This is a genomic window from Aestuariivirga sp. (assembly GCF_046093005.1).
GTDB lineage: Bacteria > Pseudomonadota > Alphaproteobacteria > Rhizobiales > Aestuariivirgaceae > Aestuariivirga.
This window is the reverse complement of record NZ_JBJTER010000079.1, coordinates 1-18,490: the sequence shown is the minus strand read 5'-3', so window position 1 is coordinate 18,490 and position 18,490 is coordinate 1. Positions and strand designations below refer to the sequence as shown.

Genomic DNA, 18,490 nt, shown 5'->3' with positions numbered 1-18,490 from the left:
CTCAGCCGTCGCCGCCGCCTGGGCCGGCCGGCCTGATGTTGCGCAGGATGCGCTGCAGGGTGGCGACGAGCTGGGAAAAATCGTCCTCGCTTATGCCCCGGAACATCTGCTGGTAGCGGCCGAACATGAGAGGCCAGAAGGTATCGAACAGGGCGCGGCCGGCGGCGGTGATTTCCACCTCGCGCACCCTGAGGTCGCTCGCCCGGGGCTTGCGCCTGACGAGGCCGCGGCTCTCAAGCGTGTCAAGCGAGCGGCTCATGGTCGATTGCTCTGTCACCGTGAGGGTGGAGAGTTCGTTGATGGTGAGGCCGGAATTGATGCCGAGCACCGCCAGCGCCCGCATTTGCGGCGTCGTCAGATCGAACTTGCGGAGTTCATCCGCGAGTTCGGCGTTCCAGATGGCGGCAATGCGGTTGAGCAGATAGGGAACGAAATGATTGAGCCCAATCTCGGCGAGCGACGGCATTGAGGTTTCGGCATCCGTCTCGCGGTGCAGCACGTTGCGCAGAAAGGCGAGATTGTCCGTCATGCAAGGCTGTTGGCCAGCAGGAAACCGGAGCCGCCCCCGAGTCCTGGCCCGGGATGGGTGGAAGCACCGATATGGTAGAGGCCCTTCACCGGCGTCTCATGGTTGACGGTGCCGCGCAGCGGCCGCCACAGGAAGAACTGGTCGATGCTGCAGGCTCCGCCATAAGGGTCGCCGCCCACCAGGTTGATGTTCATCGCCGCGAGATCGGCCGGGGAATAGCATCGGCGGGCTAGAATCAGGCTGCGGAAATCAGCGATGTGGCGGCAGAGCGTCTCTTCGATGCGGTCCGCATAGGCTTCCCGCACCTCTTCTGTCCACTGACCGTCCGGGGGCGCGGCGATCTTGCCCGCGGCGTCGCCCTTGATATGGCGGGGTGCTTCGGGAAGCTGCAGCCAAAGGATGGCCTTGCCGGGCGGTGCGCGTGACGGATCGAAAGCAGTGGGTTGGCCAACGCAGATTGTGGGCTCTGCCGGCAGCATGCCGCGCTCGGCCTCGTTCACGGCTTTCGATACCCCGTCGAGTCCTGGCGTGAGATGCAGCAGAGCCACCTTGCCGAGGTCCCCGTGCCGCCATTGTGGCGGCGCCGCAAGGGCATAATGAATCTGCATGTTGCCCTTGCCATGCGCGAAGCGCCTGGCCTCATCGCGGAGACTGTCGGCCCCGCGCCAGTCCTTGAGCAGCCGTCCATAGAGCTGCGCAGGTGTCATGGAGCAGATCACACCCTGTCTGGCGGCGATGTCAGCGCCCGAAGCCAGCCTCACGCCGGCGGCGCGTCCCGTTGCATCGACGCTCACCGCGGCAACGTCTGCATTGGTTCTGATTTCGCCGCCGTGATCGGTGATGAGCCGCGCAAAGGCCGAGACAATGTTCGACGCGCCGCCTTTGACGACAGGCGCCCCCGCCGCCTCCAGCGCGAAGGCGATGACTCTGGCCATCTGTCCGGAATAGGCGCTTTCCGGGCCAAGCCCGGTGTGCAGCACCCATGGCGCGAGAAGCGCATGAAACAGGTCGGAGGAATAGGAAGGCTGCAGCCAGTGGCGCGCCGGCTGCAGCGCGGCGCCGAAAAACGACGAGAGGCCGCTTGGCCCGCGCCGCCATGCCTCGGCGGCGATGGTCTTCGCCATGCGCCATGACCACAATTTTCCACCAAGAAGGGCGAACAGAAATGGCGCATCGGCGCCGAGCTTCTGCATGTCGGCGGAATATTGCTGGCCGTCACCGGGCGCAAGGGCGTCGAAGGCGGCAATATTGGCTCCGCGGTCCCGGCGCAGCAGCAGGTGCGCCCCGTCCGGCCGCAGGACGCCGGTCGGTATCTCCGGATGGGCGAATGCGAGGCCGCGCTTTTCCAGTTCCGGCCCCAATACTCCGTAGGCCGGCGACAGCAGGAACAGCACGAAGGTCGTCGCCATCACGTCATGCGTGAAGCCGGGGAGCGTGGCTTCTTCGGTGCGGATGCAGCCGCCGATCTCAGGATTACGCTCGAGGACGAGAACCTTTCGCCCCTTGAGGGCCAGGAGCGAGGCGGCCACCAGCCCGTTGATGCCGCTTCCGGCAATCACATAATCGGTCATGGCGGCCGCCTCTTCCGGACCGGTTATTTCCCGACCAGCGCCAGCACCCGCAACGGGCTGCCGGTGCCATGCTTGATCTTGAGGGGCGCTGCGATGATCACCGCGCCCTTGGGCGGCAGCCGGTCGAGATTGCACAGCGAGGCGAGACCGTAGCGGTTGTTCTTGTGCATCAGATTGTGCGCCGGGAAGGGCGGCGTCATGCCGCCGGCCGAGCCGGCGTCGGTTCCGACCGTTTCCGAACCCCAGCCGATCACACCCTTATCGATCAGGTATTGGATCGCCTCGGCGGTTGGCCCCGGCGAGTGCGGTCCGTTCTCGTCGGCATTCAGGAAGGCCGCTTCGCTGCCATTGCGCTTGTACCAGTCGCTGCGCATCACCACCCACGAGCCTTGCTCGATGGCGCCGTGCTTGGCCTCCCAGGCCTTGATGTGGTCGACGGTAAGCAGGAAATCCGGGTTTTTCGCAACCTCGGCGCTGCAGTCGATGACGTTGAGGGGACCTACGAAATTCTTGACCGGAATGGTGTCGGTGGCGCCATCCGGATAGTCCTTGCCGGTAATCCAGTGCTGCGGCGCATCGAAATGGGTGCCGGAATGCTCACCCAGCTTCAGCCAGTTCCAGGCCCAGAACGGGCCCTTGTCGTCATAGTGCGAAATGGTGTGGATCTCGACCGCGGGTGTGTTGAGTCCGATGGACGGCGGCAGCTTGATGAGCGGCGTCTCGGGCCCGAGTGTCGCTGTGATGTCGATCACCTCGACGCGGCCCGCAAGCAGCGCTGCGGCGAGTTCGGTGACGGCGGTGGTGTGTGGCGTGGCCATGGCTTTTCCCCGTGCGGTTGGATCGTGAAACCGTATTTCATTTCCATGAAAACGCAAGCTTCTAGGGCCTCATAGCCGTGATCGCAAAGCCAAACTCCATGCGAACGCAATGAGAAGCCGGCTCAGGCGCCGGCCAGCTTACGCCCCAGCAGGTAGCCGGATCCCGCGCCGGTTCCAGCACCGGGCCAGGTCGCGGCCCCGCACATGTAGAGCTGCCCGAGCGGCATCTTGTAGCGCGAATAGCCGGGGGCGGGACGGAACATGAAGTTCTGGTCCAGCTGGTGGCTGCCCGAGAGATTGTCGCCGCCCACCAGGCAGGCGTTCTCGGCCTCGAGATCGTCGGGCGAGAACACCGCGCGGCCGAGGACATGCGTGCGTATGCCCGGTGCATGGGCTTCGATGAGATCGATGACGCGCTCGGCATAGGCGTCCTTGATCGCTGCCCAGTCCTTGCCGGTGATGCTGCCAGCGGCATCGCCATTCACGTGTTTCGGCAGCACCCGCACCTGAACCCACAGGATATGTTTTCCTGCCGGCGCGCGTGAAGGGTCTATGGCGGTCGGCTGGCCGACCACCAGAACGGGAGCCTGCGGCAGCAGCCCGTCCATCGTTTCCTCATAGGCGCGGCTCATGTAGCCGAAGCCTGGCGCGATGTGGACATAGGCGAATTGGGCAAGCTCCGCGCCGGCGGTCCATTGCGGCAGGCGATCGAGCGCCACATGCAGCATCATGGTCCCGGGCCCCGGACGGAAGGCCCTGAGCCTGGCATCGGCCGCCTTGTTGCCGGAGCCGCCGGGCAGCAGGGTTCCAAACAGCAGGCCCGGCGTCACATTGGCGATGACGGCGCGGCGCGCCGCGATGACGCGACCATCGGCAAGCCGGATGCCGCTGGCGCTGCCGGCACTTTGCATCACCTCTTCCACGGGCGCGTTGAGATGGATCTCGCCCCCCAGTTCCGCGAGATAACCTGTCATCGCCCTGATCATGGTGTCCGCGCCGCCCTGGCCGATCACCATGCCGAAGGCCTGATTGGCCATCGACTCCAGATAAGGAAACAGGGCGCCGCCTGCGATATCGGGTGGAAAGTCGAGGTGCATGCCCCAGGCGGCCAGTGTCGCCTTCACCCGTGCATCCTCGAAATGGGAGTCCGCCCACACGCGGGTCGAGGTGGCAAGAAACCGCAGCATGTCCAGCGTCCAGGCCGTGCCGTTCTGCCGCCACGCTTTCCAGATCACCCTGGCCGCCGCCAGGGATGGCATTTCACTGCCGAGCAGTCCGAAGATGTGCGGCGCATCCACGCCGAAACGGGCGAGCATGGCCCGCCAGGATGCCGCGTCATGCGGGTTCATGGCCTCGAGGCGCGCCGCCGTGACATCGGGGTCCCTGGAAACGCCAAACCAGCTGCCATCCGGAAACACCGAGGCGAAGCAATGCGCGGCGGGCGCGAAGGCCAGGCCGTGCCGGGCCAGGGCCGCGCCATGCTCGCGCAGGAACGGCGAACCGGCGAACATGCTAAGGTTCATCGCCGCAACGTCGTGGCGGAAACCCGGCAAGGTGAGTTCGCGCGTCTTCACGGCTCCCCCAGGCTCGCCCTTTGCCTCGAACACGCCGACTTTCCAGCCGTGCCTTGCCAGGTGAATGGCGGCTGCCAGCCCATTGTGGCCCGCGCCGATCACGACCGCATCGTAGGAAACATCCGCTGCCATTGAACTGCCCCGCGCGATGCTCCCGTGTCAGCGGATCATGTAGACCTTGCGTACGGTCTCATGCACCCGGCAGGTGCCCCTCCAGTCTTGCGGGAAGAACGCCACCGTATCCGGAACAATCTCGATCACTTCGCCGGACTCATGCGTATAGGTGCAGCGCCCGAGCAGAAAGTGGCAGAATTCATCGCGCGTCACATGGCAGGCCCAGTATCCCGGCGTGCAGATCCAGATGCCGGTTTCGCTCTCGCCGTTCGGGCCCTTGTGGAGTACGACGCCGCTGGTGTGCGAGGCGCCCTCGATCATGGTTGGGATCACGCCCCAATCCTTGAACGGGCCGGCATAGCCGGCGGGGTTGGAGAGGTGCGGAGCCGAAGATTGCAGCACGAGGGTCATGACCTAACTCAGCATATAGACGTTGCGCATGGTTTCGTGGACGGTGCAGGTGCCTTTCCAGCCGGCCGGGAACAGCACCAGCGTGCCCGGCGAGATGTCGATCCGCTCGCCTGACTCATGCACATAAGTGGCGCGGCCAGAGACGAAATGGCAGACCTCGTCGCGCGGAATGGCCAGCGGCCAGGTGCCCGGCGAGCATTGCCAGAGGCCGACCTCCGGCTGGCCACCCGGCCCCTTATGGAGCAGGATGCCGTCGCTTTTTGAATGACCGGCGATCGGGTCTGGCTGGTGGCCCCAGTCGCGGAGCGGCCCGGCATAGCCGGCCGGGTCGTTGAGATGCGGGGCGGAGGAGTCGAGCCTGGTTGGCATCAGCCAAGCTTCCGGCGGGTGAGCGCGTCGATGACCTTCGCGGCCTTGGTGGGCCCATGATGGGCCTTCATCTTGCGCGAGGTCTTCTTCAGCCGGGCCTTCATCTTCTTGTCGGTCAGCATGGCCATGATCTTCGCCTGCATCTCCTCGTCCGACCATTTGTAGCGGTCGAGCTTGAAGCCATGGCCCGTCTCCTCGACGCGGGTGGCGTTGTCATGGCCGTCCCACACATAGGGCATGATGATGGCGGGCTTGCCGAAATAGAGGCATTCGGTGAAGGAGTTGTTGCCGCCGTGGTGAATGACGGCATCGACCTGCGGGATCACCGAAGGCTGCGGGAACCAGCTGTCGATGATGACGTTGGGCGGCACATCCGCATACTGGTCCTTGTAGTCGCCGACATTGACCAGCGCGCGCACCGGCATCTTGCCCAGGGCGGCGATCAGCCGCTTCAGCAGATCGACATCGCCCGCGCCGAGCGAACCGAAGCTTACATAGAGAAGCGGCTTGCCGTTGTTCGCCTTGAATCGCGGCACGTCATAGGGCTTCTCGCGGCGCACGCAGCCTTCAAGGTACTGGAACTGGCGGGCGGGCAGCTTGTGCCGGCGCCTGAACTTCACCGCGCTCGGATAGAGCAGGATATTCATATGCGGGCTTGCCTCGAAGAACTGGCCGAGCGGATATTTGCGTTCGCCCACCGAGGCGAGGAAGCGGTTGAAGTCCTCGTGGATCGGCTTGATCACCTCGCGGAAGCGCTTGCGGTAGGCGGCCTGGGCCTTCCTGTCCCTGGCGCCGGCGCCGGAAAGATGCGGCGGAATATCGGGGTCCTCGATCTCGTTCTCCGAGCAGGAGATGATGCGCACCCACGGCTTCCTGTTCTTCTTCGCATAGCGCTTGATGGCCGGAAACAGGATGACGTTGTCGACGCAGATCACGTCGGGCTTCACCTTGTCGAGTACGCCGGGCAGGTCCTTCTCGGCCCATTTGGCCGTCTCGACGATCATGCTCCAGCAGTCCTTCACATAATTGTCGATCTGCTCGAAGGGCGTCTTGCGGAAGTTGGGGATGTGGCCGTTGATGAAATCGACCCAGAACTTGGCCATCTGCTCCGGCGGCAGGGGTTCCGAGAGGTTCACCGGGTGGGCCTCGAAGCCATAGTCCTTGTAGACATCCAGAAACCCGGGGTCGGAGAGGAATACCACCTTGTGCCCCAGTTTCTCCAGCGCCTGGCCGATCCCAACCGAATTGAGCGCCGGACCGAAGGCCGCCTCGGGAAAAAGCGCGATCACTTTCTTCTGCCTGGCGCGCGTCACGGCTTTGCGCGGCGCTGGCGCCTTCTTGCGAGCTGTCTTTGCTGCCATGGCGGTTCTCCCTTCCCCGGACTATATCAGAGCTTTCATGCCGCAGAAACAAGGCCCTTGTTGAGCCGCTGGGCGGCGAGGATCATCACAAAGCTCGCCAGCATCACCAGGCTGGCCATGGCGTTGATCTCGGGCGTCACGCCGAAGCGGATCATCGCATAAATCTGCATCGGCAGCGTGGTTGATGACTGGCCGGCGCCAGCGGTGAAATAGGCGATGATGAATTCGTCGATCGACAGCGTGAAGGCCAGCAGCCCCGCAGCGAGCACCGCCGGGCCGATGAGCGGCAGGGTGATGCGCCGGAATGTGGTGGCGGCGCCGGCCCCGAGGTCGCGCGAGGCTTCATTCAGCGACCAGTCATATGATCTGAGCCTCGCCCGCACCACGGCGCAGACAAAGGCCAGGTTGAAAACCACATGCGCGATGACGATGGAGTGCAGGCCGAGCGTGAACTTGACCAGCGTGAAGAATGACAGGAGAGCGATCGCCAGCACGATATCCGGAACGATCATCGGGGCGAACAAAAGCGCCTCGCGGCTCGCGGAAGGCCTTGCGCGCTCGACGCCCAGTGCCAGCAGGGTGCCGAGCACGGTGGCAATCGCCGTTGACCAGAAGGCGACGACAAGCGAATTCCACGCTGCCGCGGCAATCTTCGGGTTGGCGAATAACGCGCCATACCATTCCAGCGAGAACCCGCCCCATGAGGTTGGCAGGCCCGAGCGGTTGAAGGACAGCACCATGAGGATGGCGATGGGCAGATAGAGAAAGCCATAGATGGCGGCGAGCCAGGCGTTAAGTGCGCGCATGCTCGCCTCTGGCGTGGCGGGATAGGATAGCCTGTGCGAACAACAGCACCATCATGATTGCGATGAGCAGGGCCGAGAGCGCGGTGCCGAACGGCCCGTCCCGCGCCGAAAGGAACTGGTCGTAGATAAGATTTCCGGCCATCTGGAACTTGCCGCCGCCCAGCAGATCGGGCGTCACGAAATTGCCGATGGACAGCACGAAGACAAACACGGCGCCAGCGGCGACACCCGGCGCGGTGAGCGGCAGGGTGATGCGCAGAAAGGTTTGCGCCGGTCCCGCGCCGAGATCGCGCGAGGCCTCGGCATAGGCGGGGTCGAGCCGCTGCAGGGCCGAATAGACGGCGAGAATGACGAAGGGCGTGTAACTGTAGACAAGTCCCAGCACGACGGCGGACGTGTTGTAGAGCAGCGGCAAGGGCTCGTTGCTGAGGCCGGTCGCCAGCAGGGCCGAATTGATGAGGCCCGCCGGATTGAGCAGCACGATCCAGGCATAGGTCCGGATCAGATAGTTGGTCCAGAACGGCAGGATGGCGAGAAACAGCAAAGCCGTTTGTCGCGAAGGCTGCGCCCGGGCGATGGCATAGGCGGCGGGATAGCCGATGAGCAGGGCGATCAGCGTGGCGGTGCCCGCCACCACGGCGCTGTCGAAAAAAATCGACAGATAGAGCGGATCGAACACCCGCCGGATGTTCTCGAAGGTAGGCGCCGCCCAGTCGATGCCGCCATAGACGCCGCGCTCGAAGAACATGAGAATAAATACGAGGAGGCAAGGCAGCACCATGAGCAGCCCGAGCCACACAAGCCCGGGCGCCATGAGAAGCCAGGACGAGGCGCGCGGCGTCATCGCAGCGGAAGTCCTCTCCCGCTGGGGGCGGGAGAGGTGCGTTGCCGCATCACTTGGCGGCCATGATCTCGGAGACGGTCTTCGAGAAGGCCTTCATGCCGCTGCCCAGGTCGCGCAGCTGCTCGAACTTCAGGAGTTCGGCCGGCGGGATCGCCATATTCGGGTACTGGGTGAACATGGCCTTGTCGACGGCTTCCATGCCGGCCTTGTTGGGCGTCTTGTACATGATGTTCTCGACCACCCATTTGCCATTGTCGGCATTGAGCACGAAATCGATGAACTTATGCGCGGCTTCCGGGTTTTTAGAAGCTTTGGTGACGACAATTGTGTCGACCCACAGATCAGAGCCCTCCTTGGGGATCACATATTTGATCTCGGGCTTCTCCGCGATGCCGTAGTTGCACCAGCCGTCCCAGGCTTCGACCAGGGAAGCCTCGCCGGACACCAGCTTGGAATAGAAGGTCGTGTCATCATAGGCCAGCAGCTGGCGCTTGGTTTCGATCAGCTGGTCGCGCACCTTGTCAAGCGAGGCCTGGTCGGTGGTGTTGACCGACATGCCATTCGCGAGAAAGGCCGGCGCCATCAGCCAGCGGTCGGTCGAGAGCATGGTGATCTTGCCCTTAAGATCGTCGGCGGGTTTCAGCAGGTCGTTCCAGCTCTGCGGCTCGGCTTTGACAAGGTCTGAACGGTAGCACAGGCCGGTGGTTCCCCATGTGTAGGGCACGGAGAACACATTGCCCGGATCGTGCTTGAGCTGGGACGCCTCGGGATAGAGATTGGCCAGATTGGGGATTTTTGCGTGATCGATGGGCGCCGCAAGGCCAAGGTTGTTGAGCGCCTCGGCGAAAGGCGACGAGACGAAGAGCACGTCATAGCCCTCGCCGCCGGAGGCGGTGACCTTGCCCATGATTTCTTCATTGGTCGCGTGAACAGAGATTTCGAGATCGATTCCGGTAGCGGCCTTGAACTTCTCCGCCATGTCTTTCGGCATGTAACCGTCCCAATTGGAGATGACCAGCTTTTCCGCCATTGCGGCGGAAGAAGCGGAGACCGTCAGGACCGCGGCGAAAGCCCAGGCCCATGCGTTGCGATGTTTCATGTGTTTCCTCCGGGTTATTGTGGTTGGAATTGGCGTTGAGCCTAGCGGAAACCGGGCCGCCGGTCGAGGGCCGGGCGGCCGCGAGTTGCCCGTTGCGGGAGCTGGCGGCGCCATATAGACCATGTCGCGGGAACATGATGGCGGCTGGAAAGCAGATGCCGGAAATCGGAATTGGCCTGGTTGGCGGAGGCTACATGGGCAAGGCCCATGCGGTGGCGCTGTCGGCCACCGGCGCGGTATTCGGCACCACCCTGCGGCCGCGCCTCGAGTTGATCGCTGCCAGCAGCGCCGCGTCCGCCGAACGCTACCGGCAGGCCTACGGGTTCAATCGTTCCGCCGCCACCTGGCAGGCGCTGGTCGCCGACCCGCTTGTCGATGCGGTGGTGATCGCCAGCCCCCAGGAAACCCACCGCGCCATCGCCGAGGCGGCTTTTGCCAGTGGCAAGCATGTGTTCTGCGAAAAGCCGCTCGGGGCCTCGCTCGCCGATGCCGAGGCCATGACATTGGCGGCGGAGGCCTCCGGGCTTGTTCACATGGTGGGTTTCAACTACGTCCGCACCCCGGCAACCCAGTTCGCCCGCAAGCTGATTTCCGAGGGGGCCATCGGCAGGGTGACGTGGTTTCGCGGCGAGCACACGGAAGATTTTCTAGCCGACCCCGCGCTCTCCGCCAGCTGGCGCACCCGCGGCATGGCCAATGGCGTGCTGGGCGATCTTGCGCCGCACATGATCAACTGTGCATTGGCGCTGATGGGCCCCGTAGCATCGCTCTCCGCCATGGTGGAAACGGTGCATGCCAGGAGGAATGGCCCTTCCGGCCCCGAGGCGGTGACCAACGACGATCACACCCAGCTGATGTGCCGCTTCGCCAATGGCGCCATGGGGCACCTCTATTTCAGCCGCATCGCGACTGGCCGCAAGATGGGCTACGCCTATGAGGTTTACGGAACGGCGGGCGCCATCCGTTTTGACCAGGAAGACCAGAACGCGCTGTGGCTTTACCGCGCCGAAGGGCCGGAGGCGGAGCGCGGTTTCCGCAAGATCCTGACCGGCCCCACCCATCCGGACTATCTCGCCTTTTGCCAGGGCCCCGGCCACGGCACCGGCTATCAGGATCAGATCATCATCGAGGCCAAGGATTTTCTGGCCGCCGTCGCAGCGGGCCGGCCGTCCTGGCCGCGCTTCCAGGACGGTTTGGCGGTTTGGCGCGTTGCCGATTCGGCCGCGCAGTCCGCCAGACACGGCCGCTGGATCGAACTGTCCGCCAATCCATAACCGCTTCAACGGGAACGCATATCATGACGAAACTGAACTGGGGGCTGATCGGCGGCGGGGAAGGAAGTCAGATCGGCCCGGCGCATCGCCTGAGCGCCGCGGTGGACGGCGAATTCGACTTCGTTGCCGGCACCCTCGATCACCGTCCGGCGGAGGGCCGGGCCTATGGCCACAAGCTTGGGCTGGCCCCGGAGCGCAGCTACGGCGACTGGCGGGAGATGCTGGCAGGCGAATCTGCGCGCCCGGACCGGGTTGATCTGGTCACGGTGGCGACGCCCAATTCCACCCATTTTGAAATTACCCGCGCCTTTCTCAAGGCCGGCTTCCATGTGCTCTGCGAAAAGCCGATGACGGGGACGGTGGCCGAGGCCGGGGAGATCGTTGGACTTGCCCGCGAGACCGGCAGGATCTGCGCGGTCAACTACGGATACACGGGCTATGCGCTGGTGCGCCACATGCGGGCCATGGTGGCGCGCGGCGATCTCGGCCGGGTGCGGCTGGTGGTGGCGGAGTTCGCGCATGGCCACCATGCCGACGCGGCCAATGCCGACAATCCGCGGGTGCGTTGGCGCTATGATCCCGCGCAGGCCGGAATCTCCGCGCAATTCGCCGATTGCGGCATCCATGCGATGCACATGGCGAGCTATGTGACGGGCCAGGAGGTGGAGCGGCTGTCAGCGGACATCGTATCGCTGATCCCGTCGCGGCAGCTTGAGGACGATGCGATGGTGAATTTCCGCATGTCTGGCGGAACCGTGGGGCGGCTGTGGACGTCCTCGGTCGCCATCGGCCGCCAGCACGGGCTCACCATCCAGCTGTTCGGCGAGAAGGGCGGGCTGCGCTGGGCGCAGGAGCAGCCGAACCAGCTTTTCTGGATGCCGCTGGGCCAGCGCCTGCAGGTGATCGAGCGCGGCGAAGGCAACCTCTCGCCCGAGGCGGACCGCGCCAGTCACGTAACGGTGGGCCATGCCGAGGGCATGCCGATGGCTTTCGCCAACATCTACCGCGACCTGGCGAGCGCCATCCGGTCCCGCGCCGCGGGCCACGCACCCGATCCGGTGGCCGATCAGTACCCCAAGGCGGAGGACGGGCTTCGCTCGATGGCCGCCATTGCCGCAGTGGTCGAGTCGGGCAAGGCCATGGGCAAATGGGTGGACGCCCGCCCGCCGATGTTCCGCTGAATTGCCGGATCGCCGATCCCGGCGGCTTTGGTGACAAATCGGGTATTATCGGGTATTACCGGGTATCGGATTGGGTATTCGAATGGTGTTCCGGTGAAAGAACCCAACATCGTCCTTGCTGCCGATCTCGTCAAACTCATTGCCGAGATCGACGAGTTCAAGGGCCGCTGGGAAGCCCTGAGAACGCTGTCGCCGGACCGCTTGGGCGCGCTCCGGAAAGTTGCCGCGATCCAGAGCATTGCGTCGTCAACCCGTATCGAGGGCGCAAGGCTTTCCGACGCCCAGGTGGAGACGTTGCTCTCCAATCTCGACATCCGGCGCCTGGCCACGCGCGACGAGCAGGAGGTGGCCGGATACGCCGAGGCGATGGACCTGGCGTTTGACGCATTCACGGAACTGCGCCTCACCGAAAACCACATCCGGCAGCTTCATCAGACACTGCTGCGCCATTGCACGAAAGACGCGCGCCATCGCGGCTCCTACAAGACGTTGCCCAACAATATTGCCGCCTTCGACAGCGAAGGCCGGGAGATTGGCATTGTATTCGAGACAGCGGCGCCATTTGATACGCCCCGTCAGATGGAGGACGCCGTCGCCTGGACGCGCAAGGCCATTGAGGAGGAGACGCTGCATCCGCTCCTGATCACCGCGGTTTTCATCGTGATGTTTCTCGCCATCCATCCGTTCCAGGACGGAAACGGACGGCTCTCGCGGATTCTGACAACGCTGCTGCTGTTGCGCGCGGGCTATGACTATGTTCCCTACGCCTCTCTGGAGCGCGTGATCGAGGACAACAAGGACCTTTATTACAATGCTCTGCGCCGCACCCAGAAGACGCTGGCGTCGGCCGCCCCGGACTGGGAACCCTGGATCGGCTTCTTCTTGCGTTGCCTCAAGAAGCAAAAAGACGGGCTTGCCGCCAGGCTTGAGCGCGAGCGTTCGGCGCGGCAAGCTGAATCGGCGCTACCCGCCCTGGCGCTCGAGATCATCAAAGCGCTGCGGGAGCGCCAGCGCCTCTCCATCGCGGAACTGGCGGATATTACCGGCGCCAACCGGAACACCCTCAAGCTGCGGCTCAGGGAGCTTGTTGCCTCTGGCATGATCCGCCAGCAAGGCCGTGCGCGTGCCACTTGGTATTCGTTGCCCGGATAGCAACGCGGCCGGGCCAGCTGATCGCCAGAAACGACCGCGGGGACGCGGTTCATTTGTCGCTCGCGTAATAGAAGGCGATCGCCTGCGAGCGGTTCTTCAAATTGAGCTTGTCGTAGAGGTTCCGCAGGTGGAACTTCACGGTATTGATGGAAATGTTGAGCTCGGCGGCAAGCTCGGTGTTGGTGCGGCCCCTGGCCAGCGCCGCGAGCATCGCCTTCTCGCGCTCGGTCAGCGTCTCGCGCGGATCGCGCTTCAGGCTCCGCACATCCATATAGGGAAACACCATCCGCCCCGTTGAGACCGACAGCGCGATCTCCAGCAGCTGCTGTTCGGGGGCATCGCGGGTGCAGAAGGCCGCCGCCCCCGCCGCCATGGCGCGGCGCGGCACGTCAGGGTCGCCATCCGAGGCGAAGACGATGATGCGCGGCGCGTTCGGACGGTCGCGCAGGATGCCGAGCTGCGGAATCCCCCAGTCGACGATGCCGATATCAACCGGGACCCTGAGGCAGCTTTCCAGAAAGCCTTCCGCCGTCTTCGAGGTGGCGACCAGGCTGAAACGCGGATCGCGCTCGAACAGGTCTGACAAGGCCTGGAGCATGATGGTGTTCGGATCGGCAATGATGATGCTGCGCGAAACCGGCATGAAACTATCCTATAGGGTGGGAAATTGGCTGACAAGCATCATTTACAGTATGAATGGGTAGGCGAAAAACCACCCTTTTAGACGCCACAAGGCTGGTTTTTCGAGTGTTTTCAGATCTTGCCCGCCCGGCCATAAGAGGCACCATGCGGTCCGGAACGGTCCGGGCACGACAACACAATGGGAGATCGCCAATGCCGGGAACAAGGGGTTTATTCATTCCGGGACCGACCAACGTTCCGCAGGCGGTGCGCCTGGCCATGGACATCGCCATGGAAGACCAGCGCGCCCCGGACCTGCCGTCCTTCACGCTGCCGCTGTTCGAAGACGTGAAGAAGGTGTTCAAGACGCGGAGCGGCCAGGTGTTCCTGTTCCCGGCTTCCGGCACCGGCGGCTGGGAAGCCGCGATGACCAACACACTCTCGCCTGGCGACAAGGTGTTGATCGCCCGCTTCGGCCAGTTCTCGCTCCTGTGGGCCGACATGTGCCAGCGCATGGGTCTTGAGGTGGACATCGTTGACGCGCCGTGGGGCGAGGGCGTGCCGGTCGAGATTTTCGCCGACAAGCTGAAGGCTGACACGGGCCATAGCTACAAGGCGGTGCTCGTCACCCACAATGAAACCGCAACCGGCGTCACCAGCGACGTCGCCGCCGTGCGCCGCGCCATGGACCACGCCAATCACCCCGCGCTGTTGTTCGTCGATGCCGTGAGCTCGCTCGCCTCGATCGATTTCCGCATGGACGAGTGGGGCGTCGACATCTGCGTGTCGGGTTCGCAGAAAGGCTTCATGATGCCGGCCGGCCTCGCCATCCTCTGCGTGTCGGAGAAGGCGCTGGCGGCGCGCAAGCAGGCGAATTCGCTCCGCTGCTACTTCGATTTCGAAGACATGATCCGCACCAACAAGGACGGCTTCTTCCCCTACACGCCGCCCCTCCACATGCTGCGCGCGCTGCGGGCGGCCACGGATCTGCTGCTCGCCGAAGGCCTGGATAATGTGTTCGCCCGCCATTACCGGCTGGCTGAAGGCGTGCGCCGCGCGGTCTCCGCCTGGGGCCTCAAGCTCTGCGCGCGCGATCCCAAATGGCATTCCGATACGGTGAGCGCCATCCTGCTGCCCGAGGGCTATGACAGCGCCGCACTCGTCCGCCATGCCTATACCCGCTACAACCTGTCGCTCGGCATGGGTCTCAACAAGGTGGCTGGCAAGGTCTTCCGCATCGGCCATCTGGGCGATCTCAACGAGATCATGTGCCTCACCGCGGTAGCCGGCTCCGAAATGACGATGCGTGACCTGGGCGTTCCGGTGGAAGCCGGTTCGGGCGTTGCCGCGGCGATGGAATACTATCGCGCGCAGGGTGCCGCCGCCGCTCTTAAGAACGCGGCCTGAGGAGCTTCATCATGGACATTCATGAATACCAGGCCAAGGAAATCCTGAACCGCTTCGGCGTGCCGGTGCCCAAGGGCGCTCTTGCCTATAGCCCCGAACAGGCTGCCTACCGGGCGCGTGAGATCGGCGGCAAGCTTTGGGTGGTCAAGGCGCAGGTCCACACCGGCGGCCGCGGCAAGGCTGGCGGCGTCAAGCTGTGCCGCAGCGAAGACGAAGTGATGGAGGCCGCCGACGATCTTCTGGGCAAGAAACTGGTGACGCACCAGTCCGGCCCCCAGGGCAAGATCGTCTATCGTCTCTATGTCGAGGGCGGGGTCGCCATCGCCAAGGAGCTCTATCTGGGCTTCGTGCTCGACCGCAAGTCGGAGCGCGTGATGGTCGTCGCATCCTCCGAGGGCGGCATGGAGATCGAGGAGATCGCAGCCGAGAAACCTCAGTCGATCGTCAAGGTGAGCGTTGAGCCGGCTGTCGGCATGCAGGCCTTCCAGGCCCGCGAAGTCGCCTTCGCGCTCGGTCTCAAGCCCTCGCAGATCCAGTCCGCCGTCAACGCCATCCTGGGCTGCTACCGGGCTTTCGAGGAACTCGACGCGACCATGGTGGAGATCAATCCGCTGATCGTCACCGAGGACGACAATGTCATGGCGCTCGACGCCAAGATGACCTTCGACGACAATGCGCTGTTCCGCCACCCGGCTGTTGCAGAGCTCCGCGACAAGAGCCAGGAAGACCCGCGCGAGACGCACGCCAATGACCGTGGCCTCTCCTATGTGGGGCTGACCGGCAAGATCGGCTGCATCGTGAACGGCGCGGGCCTTGCCATGGCCACCATGGACATGATCAAGCTTGCCGGCGGCGAGCCCGCCAACTTCCTCGATATCGGCGGCGGCGCCACGCCCGAGCGCGTGGCCAAGGCCTTCAAGCTCGTCACCATGGACAAGAACGTGGAGGCCATCCTCGTCAACATCTTCGCGGGCATCAACCGCTGCGACTGGGTCGCGGAAGGCGTGGTGCAGGCGCTGGAAAAGAACCCGGTCAACATGCCGGTCATTGTCCGCCTGGCCGGAACCAATGTCGAAGAGGGCCGCCGCATCCTGGCCCGCTCCGGCCTTCCTATCATCCGCGCCAACACGCTTGCCGAGGCGGCCGAGCGCGCCGTCGCGGCATGGAAGAACAATCCCAACACGATGGGCCTCAAGGTGGTGAACGCATGAGCATCCTTCTCGACCGCACAACTCCGGTACTGGTGCAGGGCATCACCGGCAAGATCGGCTCCTTCCACGCGAAGGACATGATGGACTACGGCACCAACATCGTTGGCGGCGTAACACCCGGCAAGGGCGGCAGCAGCCAGCACGGCATGCCGGTGTTCGACACCATGAAGGAGGCCGTCGAGAAGACCGGGGCCACCGCCTCGATCGTCTTCGTGCCGCCGCCGTTCGCCGCCGACTCGATCATGGAAGCCGCCGACGCCGGCGTGCGCCTGTGCGTGGCCATCACCGATGGCATCCCCGCCCAGGACATGATCAGGGTCAAGCGCTACATGCGCCGCTACAAGGCGGAAAACCGCATGCGTCTTATTGGCCCCAACTGCGCCGGCGTGATCTCGCCAGGCAAGGCGCTGCTCGGCATCATGCCCGGCAACATCTATCTGCCCGGCCATGTCGGCATCGTCGGACGCTCCGGAACGCTCGGCTATGAAGCCGCCGCGCAGATGAAGGAACTGGGCATCGGCGTTTCGACCAGTGTCGGAATCGGCGGCGACCCGATCAACGGATCGTCATTCAAGGACATCCTCGAACTTTTCGAGGCGGACCCCGAAACCCATGCGGTGGTGATGATCGGTGAGATCGGCGGTCCGCAGGAGGCGGAGGCCGCGGAATACATCCGCGACCACATGACGAAGCCCGTGATCGCCTATGTGGCCGGCCTCTCGGCGCCGAAAGGCCGCAAGATGGGCCACGCCGGCGCCATCATCTCGGCTTTTGGCGAGGGCGCTTCCGAAAAGGTCGAACTCCTGCGCGACGTGGGCGTGGCAATCGCGCCAACCCCCGCCGAGATCGGCGACACGGCCCACAAGGTCCTGAAGGCGGCGTAACCATGGCAATGACCTATCCGCTCGAAGCGCCACTGCGGCCAAGGCGCAACAGCCCGGCGTCCAGCACCATCAGCATCGTGCCGGACCTCCGCAGCTTCCGCTACGATCCCAAGCCGGCCCGCCTTTCGCCGATGCAGATGCTGGTGGTGCAGCTGGTCTGCTGCGGGCTGGCCGACAAGGAAATCGCCTTCCTTCTCAGCGTCAGCAGCGCCACGGTGAAGGCGCACATGTCGCGGGCCATCCGCGACATGGGCCTCTATCGCCGCCATCAGCTGGTGCGCTATGTGTTCGAGAACGGCCTGTTCGACCCGGAGGCCGCCCAGACACAGCTGCTCCGCCGCCGTACCGCTTCCGCAAAGGACATGACATGAGCTTTCATTCGATCGAACAGGCTCCCGCGCGCCTCAACCGCAGCGAACTGGCGGTGCCGGGCAGCCAGCCGCAGATGTTCGAGAAGGCGGCGAAATCCGCGGCCGATGTCGTGTTCCTCGATCTGGAGGATGCGGTGGCGCCTGACGACAAGGCGCAGGCCCGCAAGAACATCATCCAGGCCATCGGCGATATCGACTGGGGCAAGAAATCCCTCTCGGTCCGTATCAACGGGCTCGATACCCACTACATGTATCGCGATGTCGTGGATGTGCTGGAACAGGCCAGTGACCGGCTTGATCTGATCATGATCCCGAAAGTCGGCACCGCATCGGACGTCTATGCGCTCGACATGCTGGTGACCCAGATTGAAACTGCGAAGGGCCGCAAGAAGCGGATCGGGTTCGAGATGATCATCGAAACCGCGCTCGGCATGCAGAACGTCTCCGAAATCGCGGCGGCCTCGAAGCGCAACGAATCGCTGCACTTCGGCGTCGCGGACTATGCGGCTTCGACGCGCGCCCGCACCACTTCGATCGGCGGCGCCAATGCCGACTATGCGGTGCTGACCGAGCCGCTGAGCGACGGCGCCCGCGAAGTGCACTGGGGCGACATGTGGCATTATGCGATCGCCCGCATGGTTGTGGCGGCCCGCGCCAACGGCCTGCGCCCTGTTGACGGCCCATTCGGCAACTTTTCCGATCCGGATGCCTTCCGCGCCGCCGCGCGCCGCGCCGCGGTGCTGGGCTGCGAGGGAAAATGGGCAATCCACCCGTCGCAGATCGCGCTCGCCAATGAGGTGATGAGTCCATCGGAGGCCGAGGTCACCCGGGCGCGCCGCATCCTGGAGGCGATGAAGGAAGCAGAAGCGCAGGGCAAGGGCGCCGTTTCGCTC

19 protein-coding genes are annotated in these 18,490 nt (G+C 64.2%); 8 read left to right on the top strand and 11 right to left on the bottom strand.

What is annotated here, in order from left to right; all coding sequences use genetic code 11:
* Window position 1: 1 nt before the first annotated feature.
* The 10 genes from ACKOED_RS06380 to ACKOED_RS06335 all read right to left on the bottom strand — a co-directional run bounded on the left by ACKOED_RS06380 (window position 2) and on the right by ACKOED_RS06335 (window position 9,496).
* Window positions 2–529, bottom strand: coding sequence for a MarR family winged helix-turn-helix transcriptional regulator (locus tag ACKOED_RS06380; RefSeq protein ID WP_408915744.1), 528 nt, complete (start codon window positions 527–529; stop codon window positions 2–4).
* Window positions 526–2,100, bottom strand: coding sequence for a phytoene desaturase family protein (locus tag ACKOED_RS06375; protein ID WP_408915743.1), 1,575 nt, complete (start codon window positions 2,098–2,100; stop codon window positions 526–528). Before ACKOED_RS06375 ends, ACKOED_RS06380 begins: the two co-directional genes overlap by 4 nt.
* Window positions 2,101–2,123: 23 nt before the next feature.
* Window positions 2,124–2,918 carry a cyclase family protein gene (locus tag ACKOED_RS06370; RefSeq protein WP_408915742.1) on the bottom strand — a complete coding sequence of 265 codons (795 nt, stop codon included), beginning with the start codon at window positions 2,916–2,918 and terminating at the stop codon, window positions 2,124–2,126.
* Between the two features lie 122 nt (window positions 2,919–3,040).
* On the bottom strand, window positions 3,041–4,624 hold the full coding sequence (locus ACKOED_RS06365; protein ID WP_408915741.1) for a phytoene desaturase family protein: 1,584 nt from the start codon (window positions 4,622–4,624) through the stop codon (window positions 3,041–3,043).
* A 27-nt stretch (window positions 4,625–4,651) separates the two neighbouring features.
* Window positions 4,652–4,927: a cupin domain-containing protein gene (locus ACKOED_RS06360; protein ID WP_408915773.1), complete on the bottom strand. Its 276-nt coding sequence runs from the start codon at window positions 4,925–4,927 to the stop codon at window positions 4,652–4,654.
* Between the two features lie 93 nt (window positions 4,928–5,020).
* Window positions 5,021–5,386, bottom strand: a complete 366-nt coding sequence (locus ACKOED_RS06355; protein WP_408915740.1) for a cupin domain-containing protein — start codon at window positions 5,384–5,386, stop codon at window positions 5,021–5,023.
* Window positions 5,386–6,747: a nucleotide disphospho-sugar-binding domain-containing protein gene (locus ACKOED_RS06350; protein WP_408915739.1), complete on the bottom strand. Its 1,362-nt coding sequence runs from the start codon at window positions 6,745–6,747 to the stop codon at window positions 5,386–5,388. The genes ACKOED_RS06355 and ACKOED_RS06350 overlap by 1 nt, the downstream gene beginning before the upstream one ends.
* A 35-nt stretch (window positions 6,748–6,782) precedes the next feature.
* Window positions 6,783–7,553, bottom strand: coding sequence for an ABC transporter permease (locus ACKOED_RS06345; RefSeq protein WP_408915738.1), 771 nt, complete (start codon window positions 7,551–7,553; stop codon window positions 6,783–6,785).
* Entirely contained in the window at window positions 7,540–8,397 is an 858-nt protein-coding gene (locus ACKOED_RS06340; protein ID WP_408915737.1) for an ABC transporter permease, read from the bottom strand. Before ACKOED_RS06340 ends, ACKOED_RS06345 begins: the two co-directional genes overlap by 14 nt.
* A 49-nt stretch (window positions 8,398–8,446) precedes the next feature.
* Window positions 8,447–9,496, bottom strand: a complete 1,050-nt coding sequence (locus tag ACKOED_RS06335; protein ID WP_408915736.1) for a spermidine/putrescine ABC transporter substrate-binding protein — start codon at window positions 9,494–9,496, stop codon at window positions 8,447–8,449.
* Window positions 9,497–9,651: 155 nt separating this feature from the next.
* On the opposite strand from ACKOED_RS06335, the gene ACKOED_RS06330 reads away from it, so the two are divergent.
* The 3 genes from ACKOED_RS06330 (at window position 9,652) to ACKOED_RS06320 (ending at window position 13,103) form a co-directional block, all read left to right on the top strand.
* Window positions 9,652–10,770 (top strand): Gfo/Idh/MocA family protein, encoded by a 1,119-nt coding sequence (locus ACKOED_RS06330; RefSeq protein WP_408915735.1) that lies wholly within the window; start codon window positions 9,652–9,654, stop codon window positions 10,768–10,770.
* Window positions 10,771–10,793: 23 nt separating this feature from the next.
* Window positions 10,794–11,951 (top strand): Gfo/Idh/MocA family protein, encoded by a 1,158-nt coding sequence (locus ACKOED_RS06325; RefSeq protein ID WP_408915734.1) that lies wholly within the window; start codon window positions 10,794–10,796, stop codon window positions 11,949–11,951.
* Window positions 11,952–12,044: 93 nt separating this feature from the next.
* On the top strand, window positions 12,045–13,103 hold the full coding sequence (locus tag ACKOED_RS06320) for a Fic family protein (protein WP_408915733.1): 1,059 nt from the start codon (window positions 12,045–12,047) through the stop codon (window positions 13,101–13,103).
* 49 nt (window positions 13,104–13,152) lie between these two features.
* Here ACKOED_RS06320 and ACKOED_RS06315 read toward each other — a convergent pair whose 3' ends face one another.
* Complete coding sequence (locus ACKOED_RS06315) at window positions 13,153–13,746, bottom strand: response regulator transcription factor (RefSeq protein WP_408915732.1); 594 nt, start codon at window positions 13,744–13,746, stop codon at window positions 13,153–13,155.
* Window positions 13,747–13,937: 191 nt separating this feature from the next.
* Here ACKOED_RS06315 and ACKOED_RS06310 point away from each other — a divergent pair, with 191 nt between their 5' ends.
* From ACKOED_RS06310 to ACKOED_RS06290, 5 genes are all read left to right on the top strand, one after another.
* Window positions 13,938–15,131 (top strand): aminotransferase class V-fold PLP-dependent enzyme, encoded by a 1,194-nt coding sequence (locus ACKOED_RS06310; protein WP_408915731.1) that lies wholly within the window; start codon window positions 13,938–13,940, stop codon window positions 15,129–15,131.
* Between the two features lie 11 nt (window positions 15,132–15,142).
* A complete protein-coding gene (locus ACKOED_RS06305) occupies window positions 15,143–16,342 on the top strand; it encodes a malate--CoA ligase subunit beta (protein ID WP_408915730.1) in 1,200 nt (399 codons plus the stop codon).
* Entirely contained in the window at window positions 16,339–17,226 is an 888-nt protein-coding gene (gene sucD, locus ACKOED_RS06300) for a succinate--CoA ligase subunit alpha (RefSeq protein WP_408915729.1), read from the top strand. Before ACKOED_RS06305 ends, sucD begins: the two co-directional genes overlap by 4 nt.
* 2 nt (window positions 17,227–17,228) lie before the next feature.
* Window positions 17,229–17,597, top strand: a complete 369-nt coding sequence (locus ACKOED_RS06295; protein WP_408915728.1) for a response regulator transcription factor — start codon at window positions 17,229–17,231, stop codon at window positions 17,595–17,597.
* A partial coding sequence (locus tag ACKOED_RS06290; RefSeq protein WP_408915727.1) for an HpcH/HpaI aldolase/citrate lyase family protein occupies window positions 17,594–18,490 on the top strand: 897 nt, incomplete at its 3' end. The genes ACKOED_RS06295 and ACKOED_RS06290, both read left to right, overlap by 4 nt.

Bases quoted from the DNA above. Each gene is read 5' to 3' on its own strand.
- ACKOED_RS06360 (WP_408915773.1), bottom strand. From the start codon at position 4,927: ATGATCGAGGGCGCCTCGCACACCAGCGGCGTCGTACTCCACAAGGGC.
- ACKOED_RS06365 (WP_408915741.1), bottom strand. From the start codon at position 4,624: ATGGCAGCGGATGTTTCCTACGATGCGGTCGTGATCGGCGCGGGCCAC.
- sucD (WP_408915729.1), top strand. From the start codon at position 16,339: ATGAGCATCCTTCTCGACCGCACAACTCCGGTACTGGTGCAGGGCATC.
- ACKOED_RS06325 (WP_408915734.1), top strand. From the start codon at position 10,794: ATGACGAAACTGAACTGGGGGCTGATCGGCGGCGGGGAAGGAAGTCAG.
- ACKOED_RS06380 (WP_408915744.1), bottom strand. From the start codon at position 529: ATGACGGACAATCTCGCCTTTCTGCGCAACGTGCTGCACCGCGAGACG.
- ACKOED_RS06340 (WP_408915737.1), bottom strand. From the start codon at position 8,397: ATGACGCCGCGCGCCTCGTCCTGGCTTCTCATGGCGCCCGGGCTTGTG.
- ACKOED_RS06345 (WP_408915738.1), bottom strand. From the start codon at position 7,553: ATGCGCGCACTTAACGCCTGGCTCGCCGCCATCTATGGCTTTCTCTAT.
- ACKOED_RS06305 (WP_408915730.1), top strand. From the start codon at position 15,143: ATGGACATTCATGAATACCAGGCCAAGGAAATCCTGAACCGCTTCGGC.
- ACKOED_RS06295 (WP_408915728.1), top strand. From the start codon at position 17,229: ATGGCAATGACCTATCCGCTCGAAGCGCCACTGCGGCCAAGGCGCAAC.
- ACKOED_RS06330 (WP_408915735.1), top strand. From the start codon at position 9,652: ATGCCGGAAATCGGAATTGGCCTGGTTGGCGGAGGCTACATGGGCAAG.
- ACKOED_RS06370 (WP_408915742.1), bottom strand. From the start codon at position 2,918: ATGGCCACGCCACACACCACCGCCGTCACCGAACTCGCCGCAGCGCTG.
- ACKOED_RS06335 (WP_408915736.1), bottom strand. From the start codon at position 9,496: ATGAAACATCGCAACGCATGGGCCTGGGCTTTCGCCGCGGTCCTGACG.
- ACKOED_RS06350 (WP_408915739.1), bottom strand. From the start codon at position 6,747: ATGGCAGCAAAGACAGCTCGCAAGAAGGCGCCAGCGCCGCGCAAAGCC.
- ACKOED_RS06315 (WP_408915732.1), bottom strand. From the start codon at position 13,746: ATGCCGGTTTCGCGCAGCATCATCATTGCCGATCCGAACACCATCATG.
- ACKOED_RS06355 (WP_408915740.1), bottom strand. From the start codon at position 5,386: ATGCCAACCAGGCTCGACTCCTCCGCCCCGCATCTCAACGACCCGGCC.
- ACKOED_RS06310 (WP_408915731.1), top strand. From the start codon at position 13,938: ATGCCGGGAACAAGGGGTTTATTCATTCCGGGACCGACCAACGTTCCG.
- ACKOED_RS06375 (WP_408915743.1), bottom strand. From the start codon at position 2,100: ATGACCGATTATGTGATTGCCGGAAGCGGCATCAACGGGCTGGTGGCC.